The sequence below is a fragment of the Streptomyces sp. NPDC046985 genome (assembly GCF_040644415.1).
Lineage (GTDB): Bacteria > Actinomycetota > Actinomycetes > Streptomycetales > Streptomycetaceae > Streptomyces.
The window spans coordinates 271,092-284,256 of the sequence record NZ_JBEYWK010000005.1 but is presented as its reverse complement, the minus strand read 5'-3'; the positions used below and the strand labels follow the sequence as shown (position 1 = coordinate 284,256).

15 protein-coding genes and 1 pseudogene are annotated in these 13,165 nt (G+C 63.8%); 10 read left to right on the top strand and 6 right to left on the bottom strand.

The window, feature by feature from the left end; translation table 11 throughout:
• Window positions 1-53 precede the first annotated feature (53 nt).
• Both ABZ861_RS09000 and ABZ861_RS08995 read left to right on the top strand, forming a co-directional pair.
• Window positions 54-785 (top strand): 3'-5' exonuclease, encoded by a 732-nt coding sequence (locus ABZ861_RS09000; RefSeq protein WP_361626045.1) that lies wholly within the window; start codon window positions 54-56, stop codon window positions 783-785.
• Window positions 786-1,154: 369 nt separating this feature from the next.
• The gene (locus ABZ861_RS08995; protein WP_361626042.1) at window positions 1,155-1,973 is read left to right on the top strand and encodes an alpha/beta fold hydrolase; all 819 of its coding nucleotides are present in this window, start codon (window positions 1,155-1,157) and stop codon (window positions 1,971-1,973) included.
• A gap of 6 nt (window positions 1,974-1,979) precedes the next feature.
• Here ABZ861_RS08995 and ABZ861_RS08990 read toward each other — a convergent pair whose 3' ends face one another.
• Window positions 1,980-3,593 (bottom strand): XRE family transcriptional regulator, encoded by a 1,614-nt coding sequence (locus ABZ861_RS08990; RefSeq protein WP_361626039.1) that lies wholly within the window; start codon window positions 3,591-3,593, stop codon window positions 1,980-1,982.
• A 181-nt stretch (window positions 3,594-3,774) separates the two neighbouring features.
• Here ABZ861_RS08990 and ABZ861_RS08985 point away from each other — a divergent pair, with 181 nt between their 5' ends.
• The 3 genes from ABZ861_RS08985 to ABZ861_RS08975 all read left to right on the top strand — a co-directional run bounded on the left by ABZ861_RS08985 (window position 3,775) and on the right by ABZ861_RS08975 (window position 4,967).
• Window positions 3,775-4,026, top strand: coding sequence for a hypothetical protein (locus ABZ861_RS08985; protein ID WP_361626036.1), 252 nt, complete (start codon window positions 3,775-3,777; stop codon window positions 4,024-4,026).
• Entirely contained in the window at window positions 4,016-4,423 is a 408-nt protein-coding gene (locus ABZ861_RS08980) for an ATP-binding protein (protein WP_361626033.1), read from the top strand. The genes ABZ861_RS08985 and ABZ861_RS08980 overlap by 11 nt, the downstream gene beginning before the upstream one ends.
• Window positions 4,424-4,742: 319 nt before the next feature.
• A complete protein-coding gene (locus tag ABZ861_RS08975) occupies window positions 4,743-4,967 on the top strand; it encodes a helix-turn-helix domain-containing protein (RefSeq protein ID WP_361626030.1) in 225 nt (74 codons plus the stop codon).
• A gap of 7 nt (window positions 4,968-4,974) precedes the next feature.
• Here the strand turns inward: ABZ861_RS08975 and ABZ861_RS08970 are convergent, their stop codons facing one another.
• Window positions 4,975-5,505 carry a restriction endonuclease gene (locus tag ABZ861_RS08970; protein ID WP_361626027.1) on the bottom strand — a complete coding sequence of 177 codons (531 nt, stop codon included), beginning with the start codon at window positions 5,503-5,505 and terminating at the stop codon, window positions 4,975-4,977.
• Window positions 5,502-6,386, bottom strand: a complete 885-nt coding sequence (locus ABZ861_RS08965) for a hypothetical protein (protein WP_361626024.1) — start codon at window positions 6,384-6,386, stop codon at window positions 5,502-5,504. The genes ABZ861_RS08970 and ABZ861_RS08965 overlap by 4 nt, the downstream gene beginning before the upstream one ends.
• Before the next feature lie 348 nt (window positions 6,387-6,734).
• Between ABZ861_RS08965 and ABZ861_RS08960 the strand changes: the two genes are divergently transcribed.
• Window positions 6,735-7,109 carry a hypothetical protein gene (locus ABZ861_RS08960; protein WP_361626021.1) on the top strand — a complete coding sequence of 125 codons (375 nt, stop codon included), beginning with the start codon at window positions 6,735-6,737 and terminating at the stop codon, window positions 7,107-7,109.
• On the opposite strand, the gene ABZ861_RS08955 is transcribed toward ABZ861_RS08960, so the two are convergent.
• Window positions 7,106-8,209: a hypothetical protein gene (locus ABZ861_RS08955; protein ID WP_361626018.1), complete on the bottom strand. Its 1,104-nt coding sequence runs from the start codon at window positions 8,207-8,209 to the stop codon at window positions 7,106-7,108. The two genes, ABZ861_RS08960 and ABZ861_RS08955, sit on opposite strands and share 4 nt — an antisense overlap.
• A gap of 524 nt (window positions 8,210-8,733) precedes the next feature.
• Here ABZ861_RS08955 and ABZ861_RS08950 point away from each other — a divergent pair.
• Window positions 8,734-9,834 carry a DUF3644 domain-containing protein gene (locus ABZ861_RS08950; protein WP_361626015.1) on the top strand — a complete coding sequence of 367 codons (1,101 nt, stop codon included), beginning with the start codon at window positions 8,734-8,736 and terminating at the stop codon, window positions 9,832-9,834.
• A 20-nt stretch (window positions 9,835-9,854) separates the two neighbouring features.
• On the opposite strand, the pseudogene ABZ861_RS08945 reads toward ABZ861_RS08950, so the two are convergent.
• A pseudogene (locus ABZ861_RS08945) lies at window positions 9,855-9,992 on the bottom strand (5-formyltetrahydrofolate cyclo-ligase); the annotation flags it as partial.
• Between the two features lie 37 nt (window positions 9,993-10,029).
• On the opposite strand from ABZ861_RS08945, the gene ABZ861_RS08940 reads away from it, so the two are divergent.
• Entirely contained in the window at window positions 10,030-10,734 is a 705-nt protein-coding gene (locus ABZ861_RS08940) for a haloacid dehalogenase-like hydrolase (RefSeq protein WP_361626012.1), read from the top strand.
• A gap of 3 nt (window positions 10,735-10,737) precedes the next feature.
• On the opposite strand, the gene ABZ861_RS08935 is transcribed toward ABZ861_RS08940, so the two are convergent.
• Window positions 10,738-12,156, bottom strand: coding sequence for a helix-turn-helix domain-containing protein (locus ABZ861_RS08935; protein ID WP_361626009.1), 1,419 nt, complete (start codon window positions 12,154-12,156; stop codon window positions 10,738-10,740).
• A 181-nt stretch (window positions 12,157-12,337) separates the two neighbouring features.
• Here ABZ861_RS08935 and ABZ861_RS08930 point away from each other — a divergent pair, with 181 nt between their 5' ends.
• Window positions 12,338-12,742: a hypothetical protein gene (locus tag ABZ861_RS08930; RefSeq protein WP_361626006.1), complete on the top strand. Its 405-nt coding sequence runs from the start codon at window positions 12,338-12,340 to the stop codon at window positions 12,740-12,742.
• Window positions 12,732-13,139 (top strand): ATP-binding protein, encoded by a 408-nt coding sequence (locus ABZ861_RS08925; RefSeq protein ID WP_361626003.1) that lies wholly within the window; start codon window positions 12,732-12,734, stop codon window positions 13,137-13,139. The genes ABZ861_RS08930 and ABZ861_RS08925 overlap by 11 nt, the downstream gene beginning before the upstream one ends.
• Window positions 13,140-13,165: the final 26 nt, after the last annotated feature.

Sequence of the window (13,165 nt, the reverse complement as noted above, 5' to 3'; positions counted from 1 at the left end):
GGGCAGAAGTCGGAACGCCAAGTGCGGTGACCGAGCGAGGGGTTGTGGTCGACATGACGTACTGCTGGTACGAGGGGCCGCTGGCCGCCTTCGACACGGAGACCACGGGCGTCGACGTCGAGACCGACCGCATCGTGTCGGCCGCCGTCGTCGTCCAGGACGCTCCGGGGATCCGGCCGCGGACGGCCCGCTGGCTGGTGAACCCGGGTGTGGCGGTGCCCGAGGCGGCGACGGCGGTGCACGGGCTGACGCAGGAGCACCTTCAGCGCAACGGGCGCTGGCCGGCCCCGGTGATGTACGAGATAGCCCAGGCGCTGGCGGAGCACGCGGCCCGGGGGCGCCCGCTGGTCGTGATGAACGCGCCGTTCGACCTGACGCTGCTGGACCGGGAGTTGCGCCGCCATCGGGCGTCGTCGCTGGAGCGCTGGTTCGAGGGGAGGCCCCTGCGGGTGCTGGACCCGCGGGTGCTGGACAAGCAGCTCGACCGCTACCGCAAGGGGCGCCGCACCCTCACCGACCTGTGCGCGCACTACGAGGTGGAGCTGGCGGACGCGCACGACGCGGCGGCGGACGCGCTGGCCGCGTTGGAGGTCGTGCGCGCGGTCGGCCGCCGGTTCGCGACCCGCCTGGAGCGTCTGACCCCCGCCGAGCTGCACGCCCTCCAGACCGGCTGGCACGCGTCCCAAGCCCACGGCCTCCAGGCGTGGTTCGCACGCAGCGGAACAGAGGAGACGGTGGACCCGTCCTGGCCACTGCGACCGGACGCGCCGGCGGCGGCAGCGTAGGGGGTACCTGCGGGCGGTACCCGACGAGCATCGGGTTCCGACAGGTGATCGGCAGATGCCGAAGAATAGCGCTCCAGGAACGGCGGCTGCCGTTGCGGGAAACCTTGGGCGCCAAGGCAAACAAAGGGTCCGCCTCGGGCGAGACCACGCCTGAAGCAATTACGACGAGCCGAGATGGTCGACACTTCAGGGCAACTTACCGGCTAATCACCGAGTAGCATTCTTGCGCTCCGAGCGGCCCCATCCGGCAACAGCTCCAGCGTTGCGAGGCACTATGCCGCCTGCATAGACAGACGGGGACCAGAGCGGCCTCTCACCCTGCGGTCGCCCTCTGTCGGCCGTCGAACCGACCGCCCTACGCTGGCTCTCATGTCCACCACCGCAGAAGTGACAGTCCGCACCCTCGACGGTCTCCACCTCGCCGGTACTCTGGTCGAACCAGGACAGCCAGCCTCCCGGGCTGTGGTGCTTGTCCATGGAGGAGGTGTCACCCGCGAAGAGGGCGGCTTCTTCGCGCGCCTCGCGGACGGGTTGGCCGACGCGGCCGTCGCTTCCTTGCGCTTCGATCTCCGCGGCCATGGACAGAGCGAGGGTCGTCAGGAAGACATCACGCTGTCGGCCGTCCTGAACGACATCCGTGTTGCGCTGGCACACGTTCGTGAGGCCACCGGAGCCAACGACGTCACTCTGCTCGGCGCCAGCTTCGGCGGCGGTATCTGCGCGTACTACGCCGCGCAGCGACCGGACGACGTCGCCCGCCTGGTGCTCTTCAATCCCCAGCTCGACTACAAGAAGCGCACCATCGACAGTCGGCCCTATTGGGAGAACGACTACCTCCAGGCTGATAGCGCAAGGCAGTTGGCGTCAGAGGGCTTCATCCAGTTCACGCCGACCCTGAAGCACGGGCGGTCCTTCTTCAACGAGGTGTTCTGGCTCCGGCCCCACGAAGCGCTCGGTGGCGTCCAAGCCCCGACACTCATCGTGCACGGCACCAAGGACACGTTCGTACCCATCGAGTCGTCACGAACAGCGGTCGAGCGGTTCGGCGGTCCCTGCAAGCTGGTTGAGATCGAGGGCTCTCAGCACGGCTTCGCCGTGCACGACGACCCACAGTACCTCGACCCCCAGAGCCGGAACTGGCAGGCGTTCGTCATCCGCACCGTGGCTGAGTGGGTAACGACGCCTTAGTGACCATCAGGAGGCGTGCAGGGATTCGCGGAAGTCTCGTACCGCGGGCCGGCCGCTCCAGCGATCCAATGTGTGCAGCACTTCGGAAAGGACACGCAGGGTGCGTTCCGACTTCATGGTGTGGGCTACCTCGGCGGATTCCCGGCCGAGTTGGGCAGCTTCGTCAGGCTCACCGCAGAGTGCTACCGCAGCGGCACGCCGGGCGGTGAAGAACCCCGTGTCGCGGCGGGACAGCGTTCCCATGGCGATTGCCTCGCCGAACAGTTCCACCGCCATACGCGGCTTCCCGGCCTCTGTGTAGGCAACGGCGTTGCGGAGCAACAGTGTGTCTTCGGTGAAGTACGCGCCGAGTGGAGTCGGGTCGTCGTCCCGCACAGTGGTGAGCAACCCGTGGGCTTCGTCGAGCTTCAGGTTGACGACATCCAGCGGCTCACCGGTCATGGCCAGCCCGAGGGCTTCCTGCTGGGCGACCTCGGCACGGGCACGCGGCGGTAACTGCCACCGTGCATGGCTCCCCGCCTGGGCCAAGGCGAGCACTCGCAGGGCATCACGTTCGTCGTAGGCCATCTGGGACTTCTTCAGCAGGACGTACCCCTGCATGGCGGCATCGTCGGCTTCCTGGGCCCACTCCATGGCACGGTCGTACCAGAAGCCAGCCTGACCGGGCTGGTGAATGTCGCGGTACAGCCATCCAGCGAACTCCGCGCCGTCGGCCCCCACGGACAGCAGCTCGCGGCGAGTCTTGGGCTTAGCGCTCCGGGCATGCAGCTTGAGGGCCTCCAGGAGCCCGAGCACCACCGGCAGGGTCTGTTTCGGGCCGAGGGAGCCGTCATCGTGCTTGGCGTGGTCGAGCTGGGTACGGAAGTAGTCGGCGACTGGACCGCCCTGGTAGCGACGGGAATCATCCAGAGCGCCCGCAGCGCGCTGAACTTCTACCAGACCAGGACCAGGCAGAGCGGCAGCGGCAGCGGCAATGGTGTTGAGAAACGTACGACGGTGGAGCGGACTCATGGCCTCATACTTTGTGGCGATGGTGCTGTTGGCTGGGATCGCTGACAGGCTGCCGAAGCCTTTCGTGGCCACGAGCGTCTCCGCGTCGATCGGCGCGAAGACCTGTTGTCCGTTGACCACGACCGGAAGCAGGGCCGAACCTGGCGTCCGGGGTCGTCGCTCTGGCATCTGGGAGTCGGTCTCTTCCTGCGAATGGGCGCGAGCCGCGAACTGGTATTGGCCGCCCGGCAGCTTGAACCACAGGAGATACTCCGGAATCCGCAAGCTACGCGCCCAGCTCGTGAGCTTGCCGATATCCTGGGGCGCGGTGGTGGCGCTCTCGATTCGGCTGAGCTGGGCCTGCGTCAGACCCAGCCAGCGAGTAATTTTTTGGGACAGCACGCGGCCATGCCGCGGGTGGACGCGGTAGGCGTAGAAGACGCGGCCCATGTGCCACGTGTCCAGCGCTTCGCGCAGGCGGTCGTCTCGCCAGAACTCCGCAGGGACGTCCGGCGGTTGAGTGACAGCCGTGACCTCTCGTCGGCGCAGACAGGAAGCGCAAGACGTGCCCCGGTTGTCGCGAGCCAGCCGCGTACCACAGGAGCAGAACCGAACTTGCTGCTGTGCCATTCCGTACCCCAGGGCCGCCCCACTACCAGTGCCGGGATGAAGTCTACGGAAAGTAACCGCTCCGTGTCAGGCAGTCCATGCGTCCGGTGCATGGCGGGGCTATGCGTCCGCACCATGACGCCCGGCCAGTGCTTCCGCCCACACTCCCTGTGGCCCAACCCTCAAGCACAGGAGCACCAGCATGACGACGGCACCCAGCCGACCGCGCCTGTACGGCTACTTCCGTGTCCTCGACGAGACGGACAGCGAGGCAGTGTCAGTGGTGGAGTCCTGCCGGTCGGAAGATGTGCCAGCCGTAGTGGCGCTCAGCACGGACGCCTTTCCTCCCACGCCCGAGCCGGCGACGTTCCTGCGTGAAGAGCTGGACGAGAGGATCAAGGGCACCGTGTTCATCGCCGCTGCGACATCCGGCGAGGTGCGCGATGACGACTGAGCGCTGCGTCAGCACCCTTGAACTCGTCGCCAAAGCCGAGGCCTCACCATGGGCCAGACGACATGTGCGCGATGTCCTGCGGGCCTGGCAGGTGACCGGCGAACACATCGACACAGCGGAGCTGGCCGTCTGCGAACTGGTGGCCAACGCTGTACGACACGTCGCGTCCGACGCGCCCGAGTCCCGTGTCACCCTGACGCTTCGCCATGACGACACCCAGCTCATCGCCGAAGTAGCCGACCCCAGCGACCAGCCGCCCGTTCCCGGCACGGGGATGTCCGAGGACGCCGAAAGCGGCCGGGGACTGTTCATCGTGGGTGAGATCTCAAAGGAGTGGGACTACTACCTTCTGCCCACCGGCGGCAAAGTCGTCTGGTGCGTCATCGCACTGGTGTGACGCGGGTGATCACTTCCGAGCACGCAAAAGGGGCCGCCCTGACGGACGGCCCCTGGAAGGCATCGAGGTGGCGATGATCTTCTTCTGGTGGGCGACAGGGCTCACCTCTGGAACACAAAAGCCCAGCTCCAGTACCTCCGGCACGTTGCCGCCAACCTGCCAGGGCCGGATGCGCCGCCTGTGGACCGGGAGCCGCGTCTGACTCCGAAGGTGGCCAGGCGACTCAAGGACCACGAGATTAAAGAGCTGGTCGCGGCGTACGAAGCTGGATCGACGCTGCGGCAGCTCGCTGAAACGGTTCAAGATCGAGCGGCGAACCATGAGCAACATCCTGAAGCGCCAGGGCGTGGCCACCCGATGGCGGCGGCTCTCCGAGGCGGACGTCGACAAGGCCGAACACCTCTATGCCCAGGGCTGGTCATCGGCACGTATCGCAGACCTACTCAAAGTCGATCCGGAAACCGTCCGGCTACGCCTACGCAAGCGCGGTGTGCAGATGCGAGACCCGCACTGGCGCGAGACACTACAAAATACCTCTAGTTAAGGCAATCTCACAGATGGCTGGCGCCCACCGTATTCAATAGGCGATCACGAAGGAGTGTTTCGAAATCGTCCGTGGTCTTGACCTCGCGCAGGTTCTCAAGTGTTACGACGACGATGCGACGCCCCTTGGACTGGTGCATCTCAATGATGTGGTGAGCCGAGGCCAGATCCTCTTCGTCCCCGGTGATCCCGTTGGCCGCAACTAGGACACCAAGTTCGACATATCGCATCTCAAGCTTGCCCGAGAAAGCAAGCACGCTCTTGCTGTCCACAGGACTATCCCAGTTCTTACATTCAACAAGAAAAATCGTCGGGTAAGTCTTTAGCCAGCGTGCCTCACCGATATTTGCAACGATGATGTCGACCTCGGAACTCTTGAAGCGATCAACCGCCTTGCGCCGCACGGATATCCCGGGCAGCAGTTCCAGCAGGTAACAGAAGAGATCCTCAAGCGCATCGCCCCGAGCCTTCGTCGTGAGACTCTTATCAAGGCCCCGGTTGATGAACTTCTCGATCACTGCGGCGTCGTAGTCAGTCACGAAGCCACCGCCCCGCGGTGCGCGACGGCTGAGGCGATGACGTCCGGCAGGTTCTGGGTGCTGAGCTGTACGATCAACTTCCTCAATGCGAGGCGAACGACCGCTGCGCCAGTTGCATACCGAGTTGGAAATTCGCGGCCCGTGACGTCGTGGTAGACCAACACACCAAGCTGGGCACGGGTAGTCTCCACGCGCTCCTGTAGCCGAACCTCGGCCGCAATCAGGCGATCCTCCGTGAGCTTGCCCGCCTTCACCTCGACCAGCATGACGGCGGCTGAATCAGACGACGGGATAAACGCCAGGTCGACATGTGGCGGGGATTCACGAAAACCAGCACCAGCCTCTCGCAAGAGCTCAGCGGTGAGCGACTCAACACCCAGGGAAAAGTCTGGTCCTGCCCCATAGGCCAGGTGCTCAAGGCGATGCAGGAACGAGCCCGGGTCGACCCGTCGCTCTAGAGCCGGGGACGGCGTAGCTACCAACTGCTTCGCTGAGCGAGTTGTGGACACGAAAGCCCACACATGGTCTGCCAGCGCCTCCCTTTCGTCCAGAGGGCAGCGCGCTACCACTGTGCCTGCCAGCGGCGAGAGGACGAGCAACGGCGGAGGCACGATGATCAGCGTCGGCAGACCGCGTCCTACGGACTGGCCAGCGCGCATCATCACGTCGAGGTTCGTAAACCCGACAGGGCTGGGGCCTACGCGTTCGGCGTCGGCTGGGCTCAGGACACAGATGACCAGGTCCGGTTGGGAGTCGTCAGCCATCAACATGTCGCCGGCGGCGTTCCCGAGCACCCACGCGTCCGTGATGCCCGCGCCCTTGAAGGTGTCGAACAAAGTCCTCAGGTCCAACCCACCGGCTGTGACCACAGTGGCATGCATGGATCGAAGGCTACCGCCCAGCGAGTCAACGAGCTGCCAGTCTGTAGAACGAACGTTGTTACCGAGTAGGTCTTGTACCGTCGTTCATCCACACCGGCTGATCATCGGCATGCGTCGGAGACCTACCAAAAGTCGATCCGGAAGCCGTCCCGCTGCGCCTATACAAGCGCAGGGTGCAGATACGTGTTCCATGCTGGCGCGGCTGAACCCATTCCCACTCCTAGCTCTCCTGATCGTCTCCTATGCCCGCGGCCGGAGCGACCACTTCTCCCGCATTTCAGCATTGATCGATTCCTAGGCCGGAGTTATAAATAGAAGTCGATCAGTAACGCAAAAGATGGAGGTTTTATGAACGAACAACAACCAGACGCACAACCGCAAGCTCCAGCACCTGAAGCACAGCGCGACCCTGTCGTGTTCGCACCCCGCATCACTCCAGAGCTACGCGAGCAGATAGAAGGCGTCAGAAAGCTGACGGGCCAAACCATCAACGAGCTTGGAACTGAAGCCCTGACCGACTGGGTCGCCAAGAAGCTAGGTAATGAAGACCTGCGTAGCAAGGCGCTAGCTGAGATCGACGCCGAGGAACAAAGACTGCGGGAACGACGTAACTCCATCACAAGTATCTTAGGAGGCGCAGCCAGTCAGACAGCAGCAGAAGTGACTCCAACCGACAATAACGCCGGGCCAGGAAGAAGGACGTCTCGTATCAAAAAAGACTAGGCATTAGCCCACTCGTTGAGGCCCCTTGCGGTTGCTCGTACACACCTGTCCACCACAACACTGAAACTCTCGAAATCATGGGCTGGAAAGTATAGTGGCACTAGCCCAAAGACCGGCTGGCCAAGGTCCGCATGTGTGCGAGCCGCAGCGCCTACGAGGTTGTAATGCATCAGCGTATTGCGAAACGGCCGGCCGGATCCGTCAGTGACAAGAAGAGCATCCGGGTGGTCAATCAAACTCCGCACGGCCTCGTGGGATGAGCGGGTAAGGGGGTACTTGGGGTCATCATGCAGCAGTCGCAAGCTCGCCAGCACCGTGTACAGGGCAAGGTACCGGATCTTGAAAACGGTGTACTCAAGGTCCGATGCATCGGAACCAGCAGTGATAATGGAAGCGGCGAAGTTCATCATCGCCTGAAACCCAGTCAGAATGCCGTTCAGGGCAGCAGTGGCATCGCCGTTAAACACCTTCTTGTAGTACCGGGACGACCGCTTATCGCGGTCCGTGAAGTCGACCTTAGTCAGGTGACGGACGAAAGTTTCGGCACCGCTATCAAAAGTGGCACCGAGCTTGGCGAAAGCCTCCCCATACTGCTGCGTGATACTGGCGACGTATGGGCCTCCGTCCTCTTCGAGCAGCCGACGCGGCTCCACTCCCAGGTGAAATGTTGCAGCATGCGTTGTAGAAATCGTCTCACCCCGGAACTTGTACAGGCCCAGGTCGCATTCAAGGAACTTCGCGGGCTTGAGCCAAGTGTTGTTCAGGAAACGATCCGCATGAGCAGAACGAATATCATCTTCAAAATAGTTTAGCTGCGCCTCGATTCCCCGCTTTGTATCCTCGAAAAGCTTGAGACTGTGTCGCGCACGCGCACAGATCTCTTCGGCGTCCGCCGAGAACCCTGAGAACACCGCAGGATCAATGGCGGCAGGCTTGGCACGAGCCTCATGCAAGAAAAGTGAGAGGTACGGAATCGCACAGAATGAGATTATCCAACCCAGCGCGCCGTCTTCGTGAGTCGAGATGTCGCGGAATAGGCGCCCAACATATAGTGCGTCATCCCGCACGCCTCGCTTGATTACCTCATCGTTGATGTCCATCCACGGCTTCCTTTACTCATAATTGTGCGAAATACTATGCACCCGAAGGCCGAGCACATGCAAGCCCTTATCGACGACCTGGAAAGTCAGCGTCCTGCGCCGTGCTCATGCCGACGGGCCGCACCACCTACACCCATGGGTCTCCAGGGTGACCGGCAACCGCTCGGTGAGCGAGCGGACTTGTCCCGGCCGAACTGATCAGGCTGATCATGGCGGAAGCACTGCGCCCGAACGGCATCGAGCAGTCCGAGGCTCTGTTCGCCAACCTCTATGCAGCCATGGTCACGACACCGAGGGGGACACCCGTGCGCCGTGGAGGGGTTTGAACAGGCAAAACGACGTGGATGAGCCGCACGAGGGTGCCCCGGCCGGGATGGTCCGTAGCGCCACCCGGAGGGACGGGCTCGGTCATGTAGACGACCGCGCATCGGTTAAACCTCGTACGTTTACCGTCCGCCTCGAGAATCTTGCTTGCCCCGCCGATCACCTTGGTGTGATCCTTCTACCGAACGAAGGACACACGAATGGCTCACCCCCGCTGGCGTCACATGCTTGACGAGTCGAAGCGCCATGCCCTCAAGGCCGTGGACGAGTGGAACTGCTCGTCGGGAAACTTCGGCGACTTCCTCACCCACATGCACAAGGCGTGGCACTACCTGTTGCACGCCGAGTTCAAGAAGGACGGCGTCGACTACCACTACAAGGAGTCGAACGGCCAGTACAAGATCATCGACGGTGAGCCGAAGGCGTGGGACCTGGAGTGGTGCGTCAAGCAGCGCTACACCAACAGCGCCGACCCGGTGCGCTTGAACCTTGAGCTCTTCGTGGCCCTCCGAAACAAGGTGGAGCACCGGTACGAGCACAACCTCAAGATCGTGGCCGGCGGCAAGGCTCAGGCGCTCATCATGAACTACGAGCGTGAACGGGTGGACCACTTCGGTTCCGACTACAGCCTTGCCGACGTGCTCCGCTTCCCCATCACCCTCCAGTCGTTGACGGCGGAAGGACAGGCCGAGCAGCGTGAGGCGGCCGCCAAGCTTCCCAAGGCGACGCGCGACCTCGTGACGCGGTTCGAAGCCAACATGGACGAGTCCGTGAAGGACGACCTCCGCTACGACTACCGGGTGCGGCTGGTGCCCATCATCGGCAACAAGACCGACGCGGATCTCGCGGTGAACTTCGTCAACTTCGACGACTTGACCGACGAGGAACGCAAGACCATGACGGAAGCCGGGCGCACGGGCACCGTCATGACCAAGTTGAAGCACGTCGAGGTGGCCAACAAGGCGAAGCTCCGCGCAACCACCGTGGCCGAGCGCGTTGAGGCACGGTTGCCCTTCCACTTCAGTGCGTACGGCGAGCACACCGAGATGTGGCGACGGTTCAACATCCGGCCCGCTAAGGGCACCTCGGACCCGTGCATCACCGATGCCCGGTATTGCATCTACGACGAGCCGGTGAACACCTACCTGTACACCGACGCCTGGGTGGAGAAGGTCATCAAGGAGATCGGAACCGTCGACAAGTACCGCACCTTCTTCGGCAAGGAGCCCCGCATGAAGAAGGTGGCCACCTTGCCGCAGCAAGCGGTGTCCGACGGGCAGACCATAAGCAAGACCGCGTGACCGAGGCTGGCCGCCGTCAGCTACTCGGCGGCGCGGCCTCGGGCTTCGAGCACTGGGATTGCCGCGATCTTCTCGGCGGTTAGGTCGTTCCACACCAACCCACTCGGCCGGCGTCGGTTGGCGCAGCGGATCACCTCGTCAGGCGTGATGATGATGTCCTGCGCTCTGGCTAACCCACGTCCTACGCTTGCCACCATGCCGACCGACAGTGCCACGCTCATCCTCTGGGACATCGACCACACCCTGGTCCAGATAGGCGGGGGCGTCAGCCGCAGCATCTACGAGCGGGCCTTCCACCGAGTGACCAACAGGCCGCTCGGTGAGCTTGCAGACATGTCCGGCCGTACTGACCAGGCGATCATGGTGGAGACGCTGCGCATGAACGGCGTCGATGATCCGGAAGCACTGTTTGAAGACTTCTACGCGGCCTTGGCCGCAGCCGCCGAACAGCTCACCGATCGCATGCGCGAGGTCGGCGTCGTCCTCCCTGGGGCACAGGAAGCCATCGCATCGTGCGGTGCCCGAGGCACTGTGCAGTCAGCCGTCACCGGCAACGTACGTCCGATCGCCGAGGCCAAGCTCGCTGCCCTCGGCCTCGGCGAGGGCCTTGACTTCTCGGTCGGCGGTTACGGCGACGATGGCAGTGATCGCGCCGACCTCGTCCGCCTGGCGAGGAAGCGGGCGTCGCAGAAGTACGGTCACGACTTCGCCGGCACCCGCGCCGTGGTCATTGGCGATACGCCCCACGATGTGCGCGGTGCCCTCGATGCCGAAGCCCTGGCCGTAGGCGTCGCCAGTGGCAAGAACACTTCCGACGAGTTGCGCGAGGCCGGAGCGCACATCGTGCTGGGGAGTCTCACCGACTTCGCCGGCTGTTGTAGCGAAGCACTCGGTTGGTAGCTTCTATGTGTCGTCCGCCGTCACCAGCCGAAACAGCTCCTTGAACTCCTGTACGTAGGAGAGTTGTCCATACGGCGCGAAGGCCGTATCCAGCTCCCCAAGCCGCTCCCCAATCCGCGCCGAACCGATCGTTTGGCTGAGCGCCAGGGCGTCGTGCCCAACCTGGCAGGCGCGCTCGACCTCACCGTCCAGGAGGTAGCACTTCGCCAACCGCGACAGATAGTGCACGCGGTCACGTGCTCGGTTCGGCGCGCTGGTGCTCAGTAGGTCGAGCGCCTCAGACAACGCCGTGATCGCCTCGTCGGTCATGCCCAAATCGAGGTAGCACGCGCCCCGCTGCGCCGCGACCTCGACGGCGTCAACGTACGAGACGTATGGCGGTTCCTCGTCACTGCCCGCCAACGCGAAGTCGGCCTGCACAGTGTCGAGCACTCGCAGGCACTCCTCATCACCCAGCGAAGCGTGTGCCCGCGCCAGCCGTGCGCCCATGACCGTCTTGGTCAGCGGCGTCAGCCGATCCGTCGTAACGGCGAACGCCATCTGTGCCAGCGAACGCGCCGGTTGCGAGCGTCCCCTGTACGTCTCCTGCAAGCTCATGTAGCCAAGCGCACTGGCCACCAGGCCCGAGTCACCCACTTCATGACCAACCTCAACCGCGGTAGCGAAATACCGCTTGGCGTGCGCGTGCTTGTTGGCGTCCAACGACAGCCAGCCGACCATCTGGTTCAACTGGCCGTAGGCGGCGAAGCCGTCGCGGGGGTTGGCCTTCACGCTGATTGCCATCCTGGCGACGTACTTCGTGAGCGGCACGTAGAGGCTATCGCCGCCCAGCTCGTCGTCCAGATGCAGGAACGTCCGCAGCAGATGCTCGCCGGTCGCCTGCAACGACATGCCGCTGAGCGCGGACACGCCATATTCCGGTGCTTTATTGGACAGCGGCAGCCAGTCACCGCCAGGCGTGATCATGTCGAGCAGAACCTTACGTGCAGCGTGTTCCGTGCGCTCCAGTGTCGGCTGCGGTGGCAGCGGCTCGCGGCGAAGCTTGAACCACAGTAAGTCGGCCGGAACCCGCAAGCTATGCGCCCAACTCATAAGTTTGCTGAGATCCTGCGGGGCGGTGGCAGCGCCCTCGATCCGGCTGAGCTGTGCCTGGGTGAGCCCGAGCCACCCGGCGAGCGTCTCTTGTGACACGACCCGGTTGTGCCAGGGGTGAACGCGGTAGGCGTAGAAGACCTGACCCATGTGCCAGCTTGCCAGCGCCTCGCGCAGGCGTTCGTCCTGCCAGAACTCCGCAGGCACGTGCGGCGGTTGATTAACGGCCGTGGTCTCCCGTCGCCGCAGACAGGAAGCACACAATGTGCCCCGGTTGTCGCGGGCCAGCCGCGTACCGCAGGAGCAGTACCGGACCTGCTGTTGTGCCATTCCGTACCCCAAGGCCGCCATGCGCCAGTGCCACAGGCCAAGCCTACGGACAGTAGCCACGTCGTGTCCGGTAGTCCATACGTCCGTCGTATGGCCGCCCCATACAGCGCCGTCGTGACGGTCAGGTGGCGCCTCGGGCCACGCTCCCCATGGCCCAGCCCCCAGGCACAGGAGCAACCGCATGACGACAGTGGCACCCCCGCTACGCCCCGAAGGCGATCGCACTGCCGCGTTCGCGTACCTCCGGCGTCTTCCCAGCATGGACGATGCAGCCATGCGGGAAGCGGTCACGGCACTGGTGGCCTCCTCAGTCGACCAAGGTCTCAGCGTGGCCGACGTCTATTACGAGGAACGCCCCAGCGAACGTCTCGACACCTGGAGGGAACTCATCACGATCTGTCGTTCCGAAGGTGTCACCAACGTCCTGGTGCTGAGCACCGACCACTTCCACCACGACACCGTGGTCGCGGCCTACATGCGCGAAGAACTGGCGGAGAAGATTCGCGGCACGGTGTGGCTCGCCAGCGAGGCGTCCGCCACGAATCAGCCGGCACCGGCTGTTGAGGCAGACGGCCATGACCACTGAGCACTACGTCAGCACCCTGGAACTGGACGCCAAAGCCGAAGCCACGCCGTGGGCCAGGCGTCACGTCCGCGATGTCCTCAGCGCCTGGCAGGTCGCCGACGAACGGATCGACACGACCGAGCTGGCCGTCTGCGAGCTGGTTTCCAATGCCGTGCAACACTTCGCGCCCGACACCCCCGGAGCACACGTCACGTTGACGCTGCGGCACGACGAATCACAGGTCATCGCGGAGGTTGCCGACCCCAGCGATCACCCGCCCGTTGCCAACACCATGATGTCCGAGGACGCGGAGAGCGGCCGGGGTCTGTTCATCGTGGGCGAGATCTCCAAGGAGTGGGACTACTACCTCCTGCCCACCGGCGGCAAGGTCGTCTGGTGCATCATCGCGTTGGTGTGACGCCGATAGCCACATCTAAACCGTGT